General features: G+C 63.1%; 21 protein-coding genes and 1 pseudogene. 7 read left to right on the top strand and 15 right to left on the bottom strand.

The genetic code is table 11. The features are described from left to right. The first annotated feature begins 218 nt into the window (after positions 1–218). On the top strand, positions 219–755 hold the full coding sequence (locus ACPXCG_RS21370) for an AAA family ATPase (RefSeq protein ID WP_425794200.1): 537 nt from the start codon (positions 219–221) through the stop codon (positions 753–755). 56 nt (positions 756–811) lie between these two features. Here the strand turns inward: ACPXCG_RS21370 and ACPXCG_RS21365 are convergent, their stop codons facing one another. From ACPXCG_RS21365 to ACPXCG_RS21355, 3 genes are all read right to left on the bottom strand, one after another. Further along, complete coding sequence (locus tag ACPXCG_RS21365) at positions 812–1,192, bottom strand: type II toxin-antitoxin system VapC family toxin (protein WP_425794198.1); 381 nt, start codon at positions 1,190–1,192, stop codon at positions 812–814. Beyond that, on the bottom strand, positions 1,189–1,437 hold the full coding sequence (locus tag ACPXCG_RS21360) for a type II toxin-antitoxin system Phd/YefM family antitoxin (protein WP_425794196.1): 249 nt from the start codon (positions 1,435–1,437) through the stop codon (positions 1,189–1,191). The genes ACPXCG_RS21365 and ACPXCG_RS21360 overlap by 4 nt, the downstream gene beginning before the upstream one ends. A gap of 262 nt (positions 1,438–1,699) precedes the next feature. Beyond that, positions 1,700–2,329 (bottom strand): TetR/AcrR family transcriptional regulator, encoded by a 630-nt coding sequence (locus ACPXCG_RS21355; RefSeq protein WP_425794194.1) that lies wholly within the window; start codon positions 2,327–2,329, stop codon positions 1,700–1,702. An 85-nt stretch (positions 2,330–2,414) separates the two neighbouring features. Between ACPXCG_RS21355 and ACPXCG_RS21350 the strand changes: the two genes are divergently transcribed. Together ACPXCG_RS21350 and ACPXCG_RS21345 are read left to right on the top strand one after the other, a co-directional pair. Next, positions 2,415–3,365: an alpha/beta hydrolase gene (locus tag ACPXCG_RS21350; protein WP_425794192.1), complete on the top strand. Its 951-nt coding sequence runs from the start codon at positions 2,415–2,417 to the stop codon at positions 3,363–3,365. 240 nt (positions 3,366–3,605) lie between these two features. Then, positions 3,606–3,775, top strand: a pseudogene (locus ACPXCG_RS21345) (IS21 family transposase); the annotation flags it as partial. A 119-nt stretch (positions 3,776–3,894) separates the two neighbouring features. On the opposite strand, the gene ACPXCG_RS21340 reads toward ACPXCG_RS21345, so the two are convergent. The 5 genes from ACPXCG_RS21340 to ACPXCG_RS21320 form a co-directional block, all read right to left on the bottom strand. Next, the gene (locus ACPXCG_RS21340) at positions 3,895–5,100 is read right to left on the bottom strand and encodes an alpha/beta hydrolase (RefSeq protein ID WP_425794190.1); all 1,206 of its coding nucleotides are present in this window, start codon (positions 5,098–5,100) and stop codon (positions 3,895–3,897) included. A 98-nt stretch (positions 5,101–5,198) separates the two neighbouring features. Then, positions 5,199–5,828, bottom strand: coding sequence for a TetR/AcrR family transcriptional regulator (locus ACPXCG_RS21335; RefSeq protein WP_425794188.1), 630 nt, complete (start codon positions 5,826–5,828; stop codon positions 5,199–5,201). Between the two features lie 44 nt (positions 5,829–5,872). Continuing rightward, positions 5,873–7,882, bottom strand: a complete 2,010-nt coding sequence (locus ACPXCG_RS21330) for a CocE/NonD family hydrolase (RefSeq protein WP_425794186.1) — start codon at positions 7,880–7,882, stop codon at positions 5,873–5,875. Between the two features lie 296 nt (positions 7,883–8,178). Then, on the bottom strand, positions 8,179–8,847 hold the full coding sequence (locus ACPXCG_RS21325; RefSeq protein ID WP_425794184.1) for an LGFP repeat-containing protein: 669 nt from the start codon (positions 8,845–8,847) through the stop codon (positions 8,179–8,181). A gap of 243 nt (positions 8,848–9,090) precedes the next feature. After that, positions 9,091–9,456 (bottom strand): Rv2640c family ArsR-like transcriptional regulator, encoded by a 366-nt coding sequence (locus ACPXCG_RS21320; protein ID WP_425794183.1) that lies wholly within the window; start codon positions 9,454–9,456, stop codon positions 9,091–9,093. A 100-nt stretch (positions 9,457–9,556) separates the two neighbouring features. Between ACPXCG_RS21320 and ACPXCG_RS21315 the strand changes: the two genes are divergently transcribed. Next, the gene (locus ACPXCG_RS21315) at positions 9,557–10,042 is read left to right on the top strand and encodes an ArsI/CadI family heavy metal resistance metalloenzyme (protein WP_425794182.1); all 486 of its coding nucleotides are present in this window, start codon (positions 9,557–9,559) and stop codon (positions 10,040–10,042) included. Between the two features lie 27 nt (positions 10,043–10,069). Here ACPXCG_RS21315 and ACPXCG_RS21310 read toward each other — a convergent pair whose 3' ends face one another. The 4 genes from ACPXCG_RS21310 to ACPXCG_RS21295 all read right to left on the bottom strand — a co-directional run bounded on the left by ACPXCG_RS21310 (position 10,070) and on the right by ACPXCG_RS21295 (position 12,970). Next, complete coding sequence (locus ACPXCG_RS21310; RefSeq protein WP_425794181.1) at positions 10,070–10,477, bottom strand: low molecular weight phosphatase family protein; 408 nt, start codon at positions 10,475–10,477, stop codon at positions 10,070–10,072. Further along, a complete protein-coding gene (arsB, locus tag ACPXCG_RS21305) occupies positions 10,470–11,561 on the bottom strand; it encodes an ACR3 family arsenite efflux transporter (protein ID WP_425794180.1) in 1,092 nt (363 codons plus the stop codon). Before arsB ends, ACPXCG_RS21310 begins: the two co-directional genes overlap by 8 nt. Beyond that, positions 11,558–11,923 (bottom strand): ArsR/SmtB family transcription factor, encoded by a 366-nt coding sequence (locus tag ACPXCG_RS21300; protein ID WP_425794179.1) that lies wholly within the window; start codon positions 11,921–11,923, stop codon positions 11,558–11,560. Before ACPXCG_RS21300 ends, arsB begins: the two co-directional genes overlap by 4 nt. A gap of 135 nt (positions 11,924–12,058) precedes the next feature. After that, a complete protein-coding gene (locus ACPXCG_RS21295) occupies positions 12,059–12,970 on the bottom strand; it encodes an SDR family oxidoreductase (RefSeq protein WP_425794178.1) in 912 nt (303 codons plus the stop codon). Between the two features lie 96 nt (positions 12,971–13,066). On the opposite strand from ACPXCG_RS21295, the gene ACPXCG_RS21290 reads away from it, so the two are divergent. Then, entirely contained in the window at positions 13,067–13,675 is a 609-nt protein-coding gene (locus ACPXCG_RS21290; RefSeq protein WP_425794177.1) for a helix-turn-helix domain-containing protein, read from the top strand. Here the strand turns inward: ACPXCG_RS21290 and ACPXCG_RS21285 are convergent. Then, positions 13,659–14,282, bottom strand: coding sequence for a phage tail protein (locus tag ACPXCG_RS21285; protein WP_425794176.1), 624 nt, complete (start codon positions 14,280–14,282; stop codon positions 13,659–13,661). The genes ACPXCG_RS21290 and ACPXCG_RS21285 overlap by 17 nt on opposite strands. Positions 14,283–14,314: 32 nt before the next feature. After that, positions 14,315–15,487, bottom strand: coding sequence for an epoxide hydrolase family protein (locus tag ACPXCG_RS21280; RefSeq protein WP_425794175.1), 1,173 nt, complete (start codon positions 15,485–15,487; stop codon positions 14,315–14,317). 112 nt (positions 15,488–15,599) lie between these two features. Here ACPXCG_RS21280 and ACPXCG_RS21275 point away from each other — a divergent pair, with 112 nt between their 5' ends. Together ACPXCG_RS21275 and ACPXCG_RS21270 are read left to right on the top strand one after the other, a co-directional pair. After that, entirely contained in the window at positions 15,600–16,175 is a 576-nt protein-coding gene (locus tag ACPXCG_RS21275) for a CGNR zinc finger domain-containing protein (RefSeq protein ID WP_425794174.1), read from the top strand. A 142-nt stretch (positions 16,176–16,317) separates the two neighbouring features. Continuing rightward, positions 16,318–16,656 (top strand): VOC family protein, encoded by a 339-nt coding sequence (locus ACPXCG_RS21270; RefSeq protein WP_425794285.1) that lies wholly within the window; start codon positions 16,318–16,320, stop codon positions 16,654–16,656. A 63-nt stretch (positions 16,657–16,719) separates the two neighbouring features. On the opposite strand, the gene rox is transcribed toward ACPXCG_RS21270, so the two are convergent. Beyond that, a complete protein-coding gene (gene rox / locus ACPXCG_RS21265; RefSeq protein WP_425794173.1) occupies positions 16,720–18,153 on the bottom strand; it encodes a rifampin monooxygenase in 1,434 nt (477 codons plus the stop codon). Between the last annotated feature and the right edge of the window lie 96 nt (positions 18,154–18,249).

Genomic DNA, 18,249 nt, shown 5'->3' with positions numbered 1-18,249 from the left:
ACCCGAACAGAAGGAGCAACAACCGACGAATCCGGCAGCCGTCAGACACACGCTGGTCTCAAACCCCTTGATGCGTACCGGACTCTGCCTCCCCGGTTGAGACTCGGTGTCACGCACCGTATCGGCAGTTTGTCTCAGATCGTCTGGCACAGTTGCTCGGAACTGTGATCACTGCGGCTACTCACGGATACCTCGCGCATTGTGCATATGAGGCGGATATGCAACAACCATCGCGCGCGGCAGTTCTGTCGGGGCGCTCTGGCGGCGGCAAATCTACTGTGCTGGAACGCCTAGCGTCTCGCGGCTTCCCCCCGGTTGACGAGCCAGGCCGCCGGGTGGTTCGCCACGAGCTCCGTGTTGGCGGTCAAGCGTTGCCGTGGTTGGACGGCCCTGGTTTCGCCCAACACTGCATCGATGAAGCGCTCGCGGATCTGGTCGGCCACGACAACGGCCAGTGGGTGTTCTTCGACCGCGGCCTAGTCGACGCCAACACGGCGTTACGCCACTACGCGGGCTCATCCTGGTGCTCGGTCGACGAGCTACAGAGCTACCACCAGCGGGTTTTCCTGACGCTACCCTGGCGAGAGCTGTACGTCGGTGACGACGAATGGCAACTGGGGTTTGGTGATGCCGTCGGCGAATACTCGCGCCTGCTCGGTGCCTACGACGAACTCGGCTACACCATCACCGTTCTACCGAGGGTGAGCGTCACCGAGCGCACCGATCGGATCTTCACCGAGCTGGGCTTCGTGTGAACGGCCCCGCTCTGGAGACCTCGCGAGCTTAGAACACACCCTTTTCTGTTCATGGCTCAGACGGTGACGACCTCAACGAGATCGTCGAGCCCGATCAGATCCGACGGATTGCGCGTGTACAGGCGGGCATTGTGGGCATGGGCGGTGGCGGCGATCAGCAGGTCCAATGACCGTGCGCGGGGCTGGCGGCTCGCCTCGACGACCGCGGCTGCCACCCTGCCGTAGCTGTCGGCGACCGCATCGTCGACCGGCAACGCGCCGAAGGTCCGCTCGATGAACAACAGCCGCCGCAACCGTTCGGCACGCGCAGCACCCGACTTGGCCACCAGCACGCCGAAGTGCAACTCGGCCACGGTGATTGCGCTAAGTGCCAACTCCCCCGCGATCGGCTGAACATCGGTGGCGATGACGACACTGGTGTCCAGAACGCCCCTCACTGCGGCTCCCACGGATCACGCACACCGTGATCCACCGCGGCCGTGTCCTCGGCCCACTCCAGGTCGGCAGGGCCGGCGAACAACTTCTCCACATCGGCCCAGGCCCGCCAAGTATGAGTCGTCGCAGGCACCAACCGCGCACTGGGACGTCCAGAAACGGTGATCGTGATCTCCTCGCCGGCCTCCACTCGCCGCACCAGATCAGAGGCATCCTGACGCAATTCACGCAAACCCACAGTGCCCATAAACCCAGTGTAGCACCTGTGCTACACGAGTGACGCCTATGAGAAACCCAGCTACACCACCATTGGCGCCGATGATGCATCCGATGAATCATTGATCCGCTGAACGAGACAGGTAAGGGGTTGCGCCAGTATCACTCGCCGCGGAGATGCTCGGATACAGCTACCCGGTCGTCACCCAGAGGCATGCCGATCCGGCAACCCGGCTATGGGCACCGATACTCGGAGCAGTAGAGCTGAGATCTGCGTTCTCAGCTCGGTCTGGTCAATCCACTGTGGGCGGCTCTGGAGAGCGGCCTCGGGATATCGCGTCGACGAGTTGGTCGATCACCGCCCTAGATGCTTCGGGCGACGGTGCGTGCGTCAGAAGACCTTCGACGACAAACGTCCCGATGCGGATCATCGCGTCCGCGTCCGGCCCGGACAGGCCCGAGGCGGCGATATCGGCAGAGAAGAGCGATTCGGAATAGGAGTGAAAGCCGTTGTGCCAGATATTGATAACTTCCGACTTGGTCGCACGCTCGTGCACGGTCGACACCAACGGACCCACCCGCCGCAACCGCCCGACAAGCCATTCGAGACGTTCGGCGAGAGGATGATCGGCGACTTCGGCGTAATCCGCTGCATCCTCGGTCACGATCGCCGTCAGAACGGCGACCAAGATGTCGTCCTTGTCCTCGAAATACCAATACAAAGTGTTCGCCGTGATGCCGACAGCTTTGGCCAACCGACTGATGGACGTGCGCTCGAAGCCGTCGGACACGAACAGCTCACGAGCGGCGCCGATGATCTCGGCCCGCTTCGCCTCCCTGTCGTGCAGTCCGCGGTTCTTGGGCATGCCCGACATCTTATCTTGAATGCCCTTCAAGACACTGCTACCGTTCTTGATGACCATTCAAGAGAGTGGAGCCCCGCGATGACCACGACCGGAAGAACATGGCCGTCCCTTCCCGTCACGCGCGCAGAATCGAAGGAACTCGATGACCACCAACGAACGCACCGATTTCACCCGCGCCGAAGCATCGTTCACCTCCAACGGTATCCGCTGCGCAGCAACAGTCTTTCAACCCCAGAAGGCGAAAGCTACGCCACTTCCTGCGATCGTCATGGCGCACGGATTCGGCACGCCCCGGGCAATGCGCCTGTACGCATACGCGGAACGTTTCGCGGCGGCAGGCTACATCGTGTGCGTCTTCGACTACCGACACTTCGGTGACAGCGACGGCGAACCACGACAGCTGCTGGATGTACCGAAACAACTCGCCGATTGGCGTGCGGCCGTCGGCTTCACACGGACCCTCGACGGAGTCGATTCGAGCAGGATCGTCGGATGGGGCACATCCTTCGCCGGCGGCCACGTGCTCACCCTCGCGGGCACCGGCGTCGATTTCGCCGCAGTCATCGCGCAGGTGCCCCACATCGACGGCATCGCCGCCGTCCGTGCAGTCGGATTCCGGCACACACTGTGTGTTGCGCCCTCGGCCATCAAAGACGGCATCCGAGCACTTCGTGGACAGTCGCCGCACTACATCGACAGTGTCGGCCTACCCGGAACACTCGCAGTGATGGTCTCACCGGATGCGAGCACCGGGCGCGATCGGCTGATGCAGGAATCCGGTCTTTCCCAAGGTGACTACCCCGAGACCGTGGCAGCTCGGATTCTGTTGAAAATCGGGCTGTATTCCCCCGGCCGAACGGCATCGGCGATCGAGTGCCCGACGTTGGTGCAGATCATGTCCGAGGACGCAGTGACCCCTGCCTCGGTCGCCAACCGTGCTGCGAAGAACATCCGTAAGGCCACGGTCCACACCTATACCGGTGGTCATTTCGATCCGTATGTCGATCCACTCTTCTCGGCAGTCATTTCTGACCAACTCGCTTTCCTTACCGAGAACGTGCCGCTCACGCTACGTTCGGTGCCCACCACCTGACTGACCAGTCCACCGCATTCGTTCGTTTCAGGATCGGATGGCCATGCTCGATTGTGTCCGTGCGCACAAAAGCCCTCGAAGGGCCCGTAGACCGGGGTCAGGTCGAAGGGTTTGCGCGCGTTGTTGACGACGTCTGAAAGCTGACCCCTGACGACGGGTGGATTCGACCCCCGTCTGTATTAGGAGGGCGATTTCAGTGGAGCAGTGGCGGAGATCCGTCGTTTGCATCGCAGCGAGCGGATGCCGATCAAGGAGATCTCGCGGCGGTTGGGGTGGCGCGCAACACCGTGCGGGCGGCGTTGGCCGCAGCCTCCGCGCCGCGGTACTCACGGCCGGCGACGGGGTCGGTGGTCGATGCGTTCGAGCCGCAGATCCGGGTGTTGCCCCAAGAGTATCCGACGATACCGGCGACGGACTCGCGATCCCAGAACACGTGACCTATCCACTCAGGAGCCTGTCGCACGATTGATGTGTGGTGCCATCCGGCAGCCAAACCCACACTCGGGCCTGGGATCAATCGAACCGGGAGCTATCGACATGTCAGTTGCGCAATGTCGATCGTCGCCGGTGTCGGCGTGTGGATGCGACAGCCATGTGTGCCGGAAATGGTTATCGGACTCCCGGCGGCGGAGATCCTCAATTGGTTCTGGTGTCGCACGAAACGAACGATGCGGTTCGGGTGGGTGTCGAACCGATACCTGAAACCCCACAACTCTCCGCGAGCGGCAACGGTGTCGTTCACCCAGGTGCTCGGATTCTCCGGTACGGATGCGAAGAAGTTCCAGGCGATGGCGTCGCGCAATTCGCGCCGGAAGTTGGCGAAATCGTGGATACCCGCGTGCAATTGAGCTGCAACCGGTACTCCGGCCGCGCGCAACGCCCTGGTGTATGACTCGAATCCCGGGCGTATCAATCCGATTTCACCGGGGTAGTCGCTCACGATGTTGTTGTCGTTGGGTTCTCCGTCACTGGTCGGAGTGCCATCTCCGCTCGCGACGAACACGCGCGTGTTCGTCAGATTCGCAGCGAGTCGCACTGGATTGTGTCCATGCGCATAAAAGCCCTCGAAGGGTCCGTAGACCTGGGTCAGGTCGAATGGTTTGCGTGCGTTGACTTGAGAGACCAGGCCGGCCGCATTCGGCATACCAGGGACGAGTTCGAGGTCGGTGAGACCGGAGATCGTCGCGATCGAACCGAAGAAGCCGGGGAGGCGCCCGCCGAGGTAGGCAGCCCCTAGGCCACCCATCGACACCCCGGCGAGCGCGTGCCACCGCCGCTCCTCGCGGATGGGATAGCGCTTGAGGATCTCCGGAATGACCACGTCGAGGTAGTAACTCTCCCAGGACGGTTGGCCCCTTCGGCCGCCATTCCACCAATCGGTGTAGAAGCCGGTCGCTCCCTCCGGCATGACGATGATGCCGGGGAAACCGGCGGCGGTCGTCCTGATCCGGCCCAGTTCTGGGTCAGACCAGGTCCGGTAGTCGCTGCTGGCCCCGGCCAGCAGAATCAGAAGCGGATACTTCTTGCTAGGCGTGTACCCACTGGGCAGTAGAACTTTGGCTCGTGGAGGTCCCGGGTATGGGGCCGCGTGTTCTGCATTGAGAACTGATCCCAGCCACGCATCCGCTACCTGACCCGGTCGTCCCGGAATCGTGATCTCGACGAGGCGGTTCGACGGCGCGGCCATCGCAGTCGCTCCCCCATTGGCGATCACCGCCAGCAGGCTCGCGACCACGCATAACAGCGTGGCTCCAACACGTCGACGCCACGAGCGTGAATTGGGCGCCGCCACCCATCGATTCCCTACCACGATGCGTCTGTGTGCCATTTTCCTCAAGCCTTTTCGAATCCGTGGGCCATCATGGTGCCGAACAGGACGGCGGTTTGCTCGACGTCGAGCTCATTCGACTCGTCCAGAACAACCCGGACGGCCGCGTCGCAGGATGCCATGAACAGCTCGATCAGCGCCGGTAGCTTGCGATCGAGTTGCTCAGTGTGCCACCAACGCGTCATCGCGGGTGCGATCCACGCCGTTGCGGCATCGAATACAGTCTTGCGTCCGGCGGCCACTCGTCGGCCGGCCGCGGACTCCGGGTGGGCGTCGAAGATGAGACGCCAAGCCGCCGGACGATTGTCGACCGCGGTCAACAGTGCTCGATATCCGTTGGCGAATACATCCACAGGATTGTCACCCCGTGCACCATGAAGGGCCGCAAGGGTTTCGTCCACGAGGACACCCTTCTCGCGATCCAGCAGGGCGTCGAGCAACTCTTCCCGACCAGGGAAGCACGCGTACACCACGGGACGCGTCGCACCCAGCCTCGCCGCCACCTCGGCGATGCTGACTGCGGGCAGGCCTTGTTCCAAGGCGATCTCGAGGGCGGCGTCGAGGACGAACGGGCGTCGACGCTCGGGGCCGAGGTGGGGAGCCCGTTGCCGCGGTGGGGTGGCTCGGTTTGCCATGTCGCGAAGTTCACTGACCTTTCCTGCGGAGTGGTACAGCCCTGTTACGAGATCGGGCGGTTGGTCGGAAGATTGATGAAGCTCGGTGAACGGGGATCGATGACGATGGTCTGCGGGCGCAGTTGCGATTCGAGGAGAAGTGCGGGGATCATCGTTCCCTTCGGAAAGTTGGCGGCAAAGATGTCTACCCGCAGCCGATGGCCTGGCTGTAGGGCGAGATCTGTTGGGTTCAAGGCGATGTCGAGGACTGTCGGATCACCGGGAACGATCGGTTGGCGGTCTGCGAGTGTCGTATACGGAACGGGTTTGGTGTAGTCACCACCCGCGGATCTCGTCGATCGCGCATCATCGATCGCACGCAAGGATGCGGTCAGCTGACCCGATGTCACGACGGTGGATTGCCCGTTCGGTGCGACATCATCCAGGGTGGCGGTGAAGTATCCGTCGGTGGTCTGCAGTCGGGTGTTCAGGTGCAGGCTCACCGGCCCCGAGATCAAAGTTGGCGCGGTCACCGGGCGTGACGTGAACGTTGCGGCGGCAACCTCGGAGATCCGGGCGTCTTTGGCGCAACCGTCGATGAAGCCCGCCGCGCCGGCGGTGCCTTGAGCCGCATCGCGGGAACACACGGTGGACAATCCCGGTGATACGACCGCATGCGCGCGATGGCCGGGTTTCGTCGGCGAGAGCGATCCGTCGAATGAGACGATACCGACGGTCCTGCTCGGGGCGCCGGTCAGATACTGACGCCCATAGGTCATCCCCGGTCGCGGATAGCTCGAAGTACTCGTCCACGTACCGCCCTGCTGGTAGAGGGTGGCCGGGCTGAATCGGTCGATGCCGTTGTCAATACCCTTGAGCCACTTGTCGAACCATGCGCGCTGAAGGACATCCAGACGCGGAGGTGCGCCGGGGGAACCGAGGCCGGAGCCGATGGTCGAGTGGTACCAGTCGCCCATCAAGAGTTTCTTCTGTGCAGGTGGCAGTCCGATGGCCGCCACGATGTCGGGTTCGGAGTTGGTGAACAGATCATGCCACCCGCCGACCAGGAACGTGGGCACTCGGATCCGTTCCGGATGCCCGAGTATCCCCTGCCGGAAGGGACGATTCGGGTCGATGATGCGTTTGACGTCGGGTGGAATGTCCTTGACGCTCGCGGTGAAGAAGGCGCGCAGCAACGTATCGAAGAAGGTGATCGGACTCGACACGCGATCGGCAAGCCACCTCCAATCGAACTGTCCGGTCACGATCGACTGGAGATCGGGTAACCACTTGAGGGTGTTGACGGCGGCGACCCACATCGGAATGAAGCCGACAGCAATTCCGCCACCGGGTGCGATGACGTCCTGGAGAACATCACTGCCGGGCGCTGCTGCGAATACGGCCTTGATGGCCGAGTTCGGCTGCTCTGCACCTTGAAGTGCATTGATCGCTCCGTAGGAGAGGCCGGTGGCTCCTATCGTCCCCGTCGACCACCGTTGGCGTGCTGCCCATTGGCTGACCTCGGCCACATCTCGTTGCTCTCGCTCGCCGGCACCGGTCCACACTCCTTGTGAGAATCCCGTGCCACGGACGTCGATCACGACCTGCACATAACCCGATCTGACCAACTGACGATCCACTGCGACGGTGCGGGCCACACCGCCGGTGAGCACTCGAATCTGCTCACCGACCGCAGAAAGCGGCGTGCCGGAAAGGTTGAACAGGTCGAATCGGTTGATCACCTGGGTGATCAGGTCGTACAGACCAGGAATCGCCGTGGCCGATTCCATCAGCATATAGAGCAGCTTGGTATACGGCGTCATGTTGATCACGGTCGGCAGTCGCCGGGTGACGACACGTCCGGACGCATCCATCGGCCGATACACGTTGGCCTTCAATACGGTTCCGTCGCTCATCCGGATCGGCACATCCCAGTCGATGTGCACCCCCGGATACTGCTGTGGCCGGTCCGCGGTCGCGGTCCACTGGGCCGCGAGTGCCACATCGGTGGCCAGCGGTGCAGCCTGCGATGACGGGGCCAGCGCCGGTGGGATCATGATGAGACTGATCGCCACGAGGCCTATCCCTAGGAGGGCCGCGGCCCGCGACCGCCGCCCTACCCCAGCGTCGAGCCCATGCGTGGTGACCACGGCATCATCGTAACCCGATTTCCTTCAGCTGCGAAGGATTTTCCTACAATAGTGAAGGAATTGGGTTTGACCAGTTGCGCGCGTAAGTTTCGCCTCGGCCTGGTCGTCGGCTTGTCGTTCGGACCAATTCTGTACGTGTACGTTCCACGTGTTGCTTCTATCGTGCAGTGATCGGCCAAGCCAGAGGACCCACGTCACCGTGGTCGACTGGTTCGGCTGGTCTACTTCAACCCGGACGGCACGACCTTGCCGTTGACCGTCACAGTGACCTCACCGGTCTGAGTGTTCTCGGTGACTGTGCCGTGTTCGAAACTCACCTCTTGCAGGGCATCATCATTGGTCACGTCGCTGGTGGGAACTCCCAGAGGTCCGGGCGAGCCGTTCTTGCCGGCGAGCGACGGGGTGCCGTCAGGGGCACGCTCAGTGTTCCAAGCGTCCCGAATCTTGCCCGACGTGATGAGGTACGCCGGCGTCCCCGAATCGTTGTTCTTCGCGATGATCACACCGCCCTGGAACTGCTGAAACACGACCCCACTCTCACGGGTCCCCGCGTTGTGATCGCCGGTCAGCGGCGCGCCGAGAGCATCCTTCTGAGCGTCGGTCGCCGACGCGTACTTGACGGCGATCGGACCATCCAGTGTCACCTCAACGTCACGTTCCCCCGTGACTTTCACTGCGGCGGGTTCGGCCTCGGGCGTCGTCTCCACAGCGGTGTCGGTGGTCGCATCTTCGCTGGTCGCTGCCGCCGACTCCGAAACCGCAGGCGCGGTGGACGAGACTTGCGACGCAGCGTCGTCCGACGTAGTCCCGCTACCGCAGGCAGCGGCGATCAGCGCGACCGCAAACAGGCCGGCGACGAGTTCAATGCGGCGGGAAGCGATCTGCCTCATGTGTTCCTTTCGACTCTTTCGACACATCACCGGTTCCGCCGTACGCGATCCGGAACCGGACATGCTGTTCGACCCTATCGGTACGAGGGCGCGGAGGCGCACCATCGCGGGTTCAGCAAACGTGCCCCCGTGACACCCACTGCACCTGATCTCACTTGCGGTCCCGTGCTACTCGGCATCAATGCACACCCGCCTGGGTCCACTCCCTCACCGACAAGATCTGGACAGCGAACCGAGCAGTCCTCAACAGCAACCGGTGTTCGCACCCAGAACACTGCACAGCGCTTGTAGCGATTCGGGCCGAGCCTGGTAGTACACATTCATCCCGCGGCGTTCGGGTACGACCATCCCGGCCTTGCGCAGCTGACCCAGGTGGTGGCTGGTGGTGGCCTCGGTCAATCCGACCGCCGCTGCGAGGTCGCACGTGCAGATCCCCTCACCCGGTTCATCGGTGAGCAACATCGACAACAGTTTGATCCGTGCGGGATCACCCAAGGCCTTGAGCCGCAACGCAATCTCGAGTGCCGCCTCATCGTCGAGCGGCGCCGCCGACACGGGGGCGCAGCAGATCGGTGCGCTGATATCGATCGTCGGCAATGTCTTCGGCATCCATTTACCCTACCTGCGGAGTTGACATATGTCGAAAAGGTGGCAGTCTGGAGCTCGTCCGATGGTTCGATATATGTCTCACAGGTGAAGGCGGTTGGTCATGTCCCGTATGCAGCTTGCGCTCAACGTCGACGATCTCGACACGGCGGTCGAGTTCTACTCGAAACTGTTCAATGTGGCTCCGGCCAAACTGAAGCCGGGATATGCGAACTTCGCGGTGGCCGAGCCGCCGCTGAAGCTGGTGCTGCTGGAGAACCCCGGGCAGGGTGGCACCATCAACCACCTCGGGGTGGAAGTCGAGTCCAGCGACCAGGTGCACGCCGAGATCGCCCGACTCTCCGGCGCCGGCCTGTTCACCGAGGAGGAGATCAACTCCACCTGTTGCTTCGCCACCCAGGACAAAGTGTGGGTGACCGGCCCGGCGAACGAGAAGTGGGAGATCTACACCGTGCTCGCCGATTCCGAGACCTTCGGGACAAGCCCGACACTGTTGCAACAGAACGTAGCTGACGACGCAGACGGAGGTTCGGTGTGCTGCGGCGGAAGCACCGCCACCTCGGCCGACTCCCGCACGGCGTGCTGCTGAGCCGGCCACACCGCGTCCCCTTGCCAACTATTCCAGGCGGTCGGCGAGGGCACGGATTCGGTCGGTGATGTCGTCACGGACCAGCCGCATCCGCTCGATGCCGTCGATGCCACGATCCGAGGGTTCATCGGTGTTCCACACCTGCAGATCAACCCCGGCTGGTGCGGTGACGTCTGCGGTACCGACAACGATCACCAGATCCGCCGCCAGCATCAGGTCCTGGGTGAGTCGGCGAGGCTGATGATGGCCACCGTCGGCACCGACCTCGGCAAGCACTTGAGCTGACAGCTCATTGATCTGGGCACCGGTCTTGGCGCTGGTGCCGGCCGAGGATGCGGTGATGCGGTCGGTGAGCGTGGGCGTGAGGCGTTCGGCCATCACCGATTTGCCCCGGTTGCTCACGCACACGAACAACACCTTGGTGGGTTCAGGCATCGCGAACCGTGTCCCTCAACGGGTCAGCGGGTTGGGCGAATCGACGGCGTAGCGCCAGGGACACGTAGACCAGGGCGACGAGGACGGGCACCTCGATCAATGGACCGATGACCCCGGCCAGCGCTTGCCCAGAGGTGGCACCGTAGGTGGCGATCGCAACGGCGATCGCGAGTTCGAAGTTGTTGCCCGCCGCGGTAAAAGCCAACGTGGTGGTCCGCGCATAGCCCAACCCCATCAGCGCGCCCAGAGCGAATCCGCCGCCCCACATGACGGCGAAGTAGACGAGCAACGGCAATGCGATCCGCACGACATCCCACGGTTGTGAGGTGATCTGGTCACCCTGCAGCGCGAACAGGATCACGATGGTGAACAGCAACCCGTACAACGCCCACGGCCCGAGTCGCGGCAAGAATGTGGCTTCGTACCAGTCACGACCTTTCGCCCTCTCCCCCAGCCGACGGGTGAGATAGCCCGCAACGAGGGGGATGCCGAGGAAGATCAGCACCGACTTCGCGATCTGCCACGGCGAGGTATCGATCGTGGTTTGCTCGAGGCCGAGCCAGCCCGGCAGCACCGACAGATAGAACCAGCCCAGCACAGCGAACATGACGACCTGGAACACCGAGTTCAACGCGACCAACACCGCTGCCGCTTCCCGATCACCACAGGCCAGGTCGTTCCAGATGATCACCATTGCGATGCAGCGGGCCAAGCCGACGATGATCAGCCCGGTTCGATACTCCGGCAGATCCGGCAACAGCAGCCAGGCCAGGGTGAACATCAACGCCGGGCCGACAACCCAGTTCAACAGCAGCGACCCCACCAACAACCGGCGGTCACCGGTCACCGAGTCCAGCCGGTCATAGCGCACCTTCGCCAGCACCGGATACATCATGATCAACAGGCCCAACGCGATCGGCAACGAGATCCCATCGACCTCCACCGCCGCGAGCCCGTCACCCAGGCCGGGCACACCGCGACCCAACAGCAGACCGGCCGACATCGCCGCACCGATCCACACCGGCAGAAACCGGTCGAGAATCGAAAGTTTCCCTGCCACAGCGGTATCCGACGATGTGCTCATTCGGGCACCTCGCACGACCGCGAAACCCCCACCACCGACGCCAAACCGCCGAGCAGGTCGGCCAACCCGGCCAGAGCATCGGCGTTCACCCGGTAGTACACCCAGGTGGCGCGGCGTTCACTGGTCACCAGACCCGCCTGTCGCAGCACCTTCAGATGATGCGAGATCGTCGGCTGCGACAAATCGAACGGCCCCGAGATGTCACACACGCATGCCTCACCACCTGGATGCGCCGCCACCTCCGACAACAACCGCAAACGCACCGGATCAGCAAGCGCCTTCAACGCCGGCGCCAGTACTGTCGCATCTTCGGCACTCAACCCCAGGCCGACGTCGGGGACCAACAGGTTCTGCTTCGACATGCATCAATATTGACGTACATCGAATCAAATGCACAAATGAACAGTCGGCTACACCGACCGACGAGCCGCGTAACGGCACGATCGCGAGCCAAGGCGCACCCACCACGTCCCACTCTCACCCGCCGATGGAAACCGTCATGCTGCGGTGTCAGTGAAGTAGTCGCCGGTCTCGAGGTCCTCGAGAAGTGTCGCGTGGATCGGGACCCAATCGAGCAATTCACGGGTTCGAGCGCTGGAGACCGGTGCGTCGACCCCATAGGCAACGCCGAGGAAAGGGTTGTCGAAGTGCTGTGGAGCGTCCTCGGGTGCCAGCGAGCACGTAGATACGCCGAGCATCGCGCCGACTTTCTCGGCGATGTGCTTGAATACCACGCCGTCCTCACCAGCGCCGTGCAAAACGCTTCCGGCCGGGGCGTTTTCGACTGCGAGACGGAACAACAGCGCGGCGTCCTGCCGATGAATCGCCGGCCACCGGTTCTGGCCTTCGCCGATGTAGGCGGACACCCCGGTTCTGCGAGCAGTCGCCACAAGCGTCGGGATGAAGCCGCGATCCCTGGGGCCGTGAACCGTCGGCGCCAGTCGGACGACACTCGACCGCACACCGCGCCCGGCAAATCCCAGACAAGCCTCTTCACCTGGAATGCGGTGCGCGCCCAGTGCCGAGCTGTCCGTCGGATCCAGCTCACTGCCGACGCGGCCCGCCGGCATGACGAGGGTGCCCGAGGTACTCACAAATGGCTTGTTTGTTCCGACCAGCGCATCGCCGAGCGCGTCTGTGGCGGCGACATTACGTCGTGTGAGGTCATCGAGATCCGAGAAGTCACCCGCGATACCCATATGCACCACACCGTCTGCGCGAACTGCTCCTGCATGAAGTACGTCAGCATCGTCCAAAGACCCACTGAGTGGTTTCGCCCCAAGCGCTTCGAGGCGTGCGGCGCTGGCGGTAGAACGGGCCAGTCCAGTGACGGCGTGACCCGCTGCAATCAGCTCGGCGACGATGGCGGGACCCGTTTGGCCAGAACCGCCGGTAACGAAGATATGCATGAGAACTCCCAATCGCGGTACTTCAACTGTCGTAGTGTCTGTCACTGACACTACCACTGTTCAGTCAGTGACTGACACAACGCGTATGATCAGTACATGCCTCGAAGCGGAGAAGCAGCCCGGCAACGACTTCAAGCGGCGGCCCTCGACCTCTACGGTGAGCACGGATTCGACTCGGTCACCGCGGCAGAGATCGCCGCCAGAGCTGGAGTCACCGAGCGCACGTATTTCCGGCATTTCGCCGACAAGCGCGAGGTGCTCTTCGACGGTGAAGAACCGCTCCGAGACGCCTTGTCCACTGCAGTACAACGCGCTCCACGTGATCTGCCACCACTACCCACACTCTTGAGTGCCCTGCTTGCGGCCGCAGTTCCAAGGCTTGAGGCGAACCGCGCCCTGACCGTGGCCAGGCATCAGGTCATCTCGGCATCCCCCGCGCTACGCGAGCGCGATCTGGCGAAGGGGGAATCCTTGACGTCCGCTCTCGCGGCGGCTCTCGAGCAACGGGGTGTCGGCGAACGCACGGCACGCCTGGCGGCCGAGGTCGGCATGGTTACTTGGGGCCAAGCAGTGAACGTCTGGCTGATCGAGCCGTTGATACCTCTAGAGACCCACCTCACGAATGAGTTCGATGCCCTCGCCGAACTGACCAGGCACATCAGCACCGAACGCGACAGCACTGAAGAACTCAGTACGCGTTCTTGATGACGAAGTACGATCCGCGAATTGTGCCCGCGAGCTTCGACTTCTGCCGTGCGAACTTGAAGGTCGAAGCGAGTTCCTCGGGGATCTCCATGCCGTCGGAGAGCTTGAACCCGACCGCCCGCTTCCCGCCGTCGTCGAGCGCATACATCACATTGATCGACAGACCGCTCTCGTAGAAGACGTAGGCCATCCGGATACCGTCGACCTCGAACTCAGTCGCCTCTAGAGGACGAGAGCCGATGACGAGGCCTCGCTCCTCCTTGAGGATCCGGTGTATCCAGTCCACAGTGGCAGTCGCCTCGTCCGCCGGCTCGACGGTGAAGACGTGGTCGTACTTGTTCTTGAAGTATCGCGCCTCGTTGGCGCGCAGGCCCGCCAGCGCCTCGGGCACCGGCGATGACTCGAGTCCGACGACTGAGACATCCTTGAAATCTACGGCGTATGCCATATTTGCTGCCTTCCTGTCCGGTGAGGTGCTGCTCAGCTTCAGTGAGTTGGGGTCGTTACTCCGCTTCAACTCAAAGCCTGCCAGTTCCGGCTCAAGGCCGCTGCGGGTCTGGGTGATCGAGATGTGGGGAGTGGCAACGCCTGCGCCTTCCTCGGTCATCGCCCCATCCGACAGCCGGCACCCACTCGCGTTCACGGACCAGCGGCCAGTACCGCCGCGAGGCCTTCTCGCAGATCCTTGACGAAGTACTCAGGGACTTCCAGCGACGGGAAATGTCCACCGTTCTCAGGCGAGTTCCATCGGACGATGCGTCGGTACCTCTCTTCGGCCCACGGACGCGGGCATTTCTCGATGTCGCGGGGATACATCGTGATTGCCGATGGGACGTCGACCCGAAGTTCGGGGTCGACCGAGTTGTGGCTTTCGTAGTAAATGCGCGCCGCCGATGCGCCGGTCCGCGTCAGCCAATACAGAGTGACGTCGTCGAGGACGCGGTCTCTGGAAATCGTCTCGAACGGACTGTCTTTCGTATCGGACCACTCAGCGAACTTGTCGAGGAGCCAGGCCAGCAGCCCGACCGGCGAATCGACGAGCGAGTAGCCGATCGTCTGCGGCCGGGTCGCCTGCTGCTTCGCATACGCCGCGCGGTGGCGCCAGAAATCGCGAGTGTCCTCGGTCCACTTGCGCTCGGCCGCCGTCAGCCCATCGGTTGTCAACCCGGGCGGCGCCTCGGCGAACAGTGTGTGGATACCGAGAACGTGCGTTGGGAACCTACCGCCGAGGACCGTGGTGATATTGCCTCCCCAATCGCCGCCGTGGGCCGTGAACTCGCGGTAGCCGAGCCTGTCCATCAGTTCTACCCACGCGGCCGCGATCTTTTCGGTCCCCCACCCGGTGGTGGTCGGTTTGTCGCTGTAGCCGAAGCCCGGCAGCGACGGGACCACGACGTGGAACGCCGGCGCGTCCACGTCTTCCGGATCCGCCAGTTCCTCAGCTACATCGACGAACTCGGCAATACTGCCTGGCCAACCGTGCGTCAAGATCAGTGGAGTCGCGTCTGCGCGCGCAGATCGCCTGTGCAGGAAGTGGATTCCCAGACCATCGATCGTGGTGCGAAACTGCCCGATCCGGTTGAGCCGGTCTTCGAAGGACCGCCAGTCATACCCGGTGCGCCAGTAGTTCACGATCTCGACGAGGTCGGCGAGCGGAACGCCCTGTTCCCATCGACGTGGGTCGGGCGCGGCGCGGTAAACCGTCTCGGCCTCCGGTAGCCGGGCCGTGTCAAGACGCGCGCGCAGATCGTCGAGGTCAGCGGCGGTCGCGTGGGCTTCGAATGCCTGCACGTCGTTGGTCAGACGGGCCATGAAATCGGCACCTCCTGCGGATCATCGTGGAATCGGCCATGCGAGAGAGAACCAGCTACGACGGTTCCAGCATAGCGCACAACGACCGGTGGACACCAGCTAAGATGGTTCCATGCGAGCTGAGTTCCCTGACTTTCGCCTCGGTACCGAGCTGGCCACCAGTTTCACGGCAACGCTCACCGAGCGACAGGGCGATGCCCTGGAGCGCATTCCCACGCCCCAACGACTCGTCGACTGGCTGGCAGTCCACGGTCTCGCCGTCGAGTCCTGCAGCACGGCCCAGCTCGAACACGCCCGGGAACTGAGGGAATCCATTCACGGCGCCGCCACAGCGACCGCGACCCAAGCCACTCCCCCTGCGTCTGCCATCCGAATCATCAACGCCTGCAGCGAACAAGGTCGGGCCGCGGCCATCCTGACGCCCGAGGGCAACCGTCAATGGCGGCTGAGCTCCGCTTCGTGCGTCGAAGATGCCCTCGGCGTGATCGCCGCCGACGCGATCAGCATCATCGCAGGCGAACGGGACGGAAGATTGGCATTGTGCGCATCGCCAACCTGCCGGGCAGCTTTCTTCGACACCAGTCAGAGCCGCACTCGCAGGTGGTGTGACATGAACACGTGCGGGAATCGTCAGAAGAAGGCACGCTTCAACGCCAACCAGCGCAAGAGCGCCAGGTCAGCGGAGTGATCGACTGCCGCCCGAGATCGCTCGACCAGAGTCAAGACATGGCCGAGCAAGCATCGATCACGGTGGTAACATCCGCCACCACGGGGACAGCCCGACAACACACCTTCGACGAGAGAAGCCGAATGTGGCCGCGGTCAACCGAATAGTACCCAACCTCGTCGTGTCCGACCTCCGTGAGGCAGTGACCGAACACCAAGCCGCACTGGACCTCACGGTCTTGATGGACCACGGTTGGATCGTGACTCTCGGCGATGACGACGGGCACCAACTCAGCCTCATGACCCGCGATGCAACCGGCCCGGTGAATCCATCGGTGTCGATCTTCGTCGACGATGTCGATGAAGCCCCCCGGCAGGTACAGGGTCGAGGCCTCGAGGTGGTATATCCACGTACGGACGAGCCCTGGGGCGTCACGAGATTCTTCTACCGAGACAGCAGCGGCAATGTGGTCAACGTCGGAATGCACACACTCGTCGAGTAGCCCTCGGCAGAAACGCTTGAGATTCAGCCCTATCCGTGGCAGGCCGGCTGTGCGCAGGAGGAGTTACTCAAGTCGACTACCGAACCATCTGGCCAGGCCAGTGTTCAACTCCGGCTGCGTGCCCCCTACCCACGCCACATGCCCGTCCGGACGAACCAGCACAGCCGGGAGGTCGAGTTCGGTGCTGGTGTCGACGACGTGGTCGACTCGATCATTCCATCCTTCGACCGATAGCCCGCCCGTCTGATCGAGCAGCAGCCCACGGCCGGCGTGCATCAGATCGTAGAGGTCCCCGCGGCTCAAACTGATGTTCCGCAAACGCCGGCCCAGTAGATCGTCACCGGTACCGAAGTCGTACCGGACCGAGATCGCCGTGATCTTCTCGGTCAGGTACCGCGAGACATCATCGAAATCCATCAGCTCAGAGAACAACCGCCGCACCGCTTGTGGCCCGGCCTCGGTGGAGACCAAGACTGCCTGTGCACGCGTGTTGTCGAGTACGTCGGCGGCCACCGGCCGTCGTTCGGATTCGTAGGTGTCGAGCAAATCGTGCGGCGCCCAGCCGTTGATGGCGGCGGCGAGCTTCCAACCGAGGTTGAACGCGTCCTGGACGCCGAGATTGAGCCCCTGCCCTCCCATCGGCGGGTGTATGTGTGCGGCGTCGCCGGCGAGGAGCACCCGGCCGAGGCGGTAGTGCTCGGCCAGCCGGGTGGCATCACCAAAACGTGACAGCCATTGTGGCGAGTGGACGCCGAAGTCGGTGCCGGCGATCGCCCGCAGCTGTCGCTTGATGTCGTCGAGCGTCGTCGGGACCGCGCGATCCTCGACCACCTCGGCTGCCGGCACCACGAGGCGATAACGGCCGTTCCCCGACGGGGAGGGCCCGATTCCGAAGCGCTTCTGTGTTTCACGGACTTCGGCGACCTTGGCCGTCAACTCCTCGTCCGGCGTGCTCACGTCCACCTCGCCGATCAACGTGTCCGACCTCGACGGCTCGCCCGGGAATCCGACCCCGGACAGCTTGCGCACCGTACTGCGCCCGCCGTCGCACCCGATCAGAAAGCTCGCACGAACTGTTGTGCCATCGGATAATTCGGCGGTGACCCCGTCCTCGTCCTGCTGGACCCCGACGACGCGCTTCCCACGACGGATCTCCGCGCCGACCTCGGTGGCGTGCTCGGCAAGGATCTCGTCGATCTCGGGCTGCGGTATGCCCAGCACGTAACCATGGGCGGTGTCCAGATCCGTGGGTGCCGGTTTGGCGATACCCGCGAAGAACCCACCAAGCGGATACTTACGTCCGCGCGCGAGAAATCTGTCCAGCAGACCGCGCTGCTCCATGATCTCGATCGTGCGCACGTGGATGCCGAGAGCACGGACCATCTGAGTGGGCTCGTCGTCCTCGTCGAGGACGACGACCTCGACGCCCTGCAGACGGAGCTCGCCGGCCAGCATCAACCCGGTCGGTCCGGCGCCGACGATGATGACGTCACTCATACAGATCCCTTCGCCGGGCAAGACGTGCGCTTGCTCGCAGCAGACGAGTCTGCACCATCACCGGGGCCTTGCCGCAAGCCCCGAACCACGCGTTAT

The sequence above is a fragment of the Gordonia sp. DT218 genome (assembly GCF_049847105.1).
Lineage (GTDB): Bacteria > Actinomycetota > Actinomycetes > Mycobacteriales > Mycobacteriaceae > Gordonia.
The sequence above is the reverse complement of the archived record's forward strand: the minus strand, read 5'-3'. Positions and strand labels throughout refer to the sequence as shown.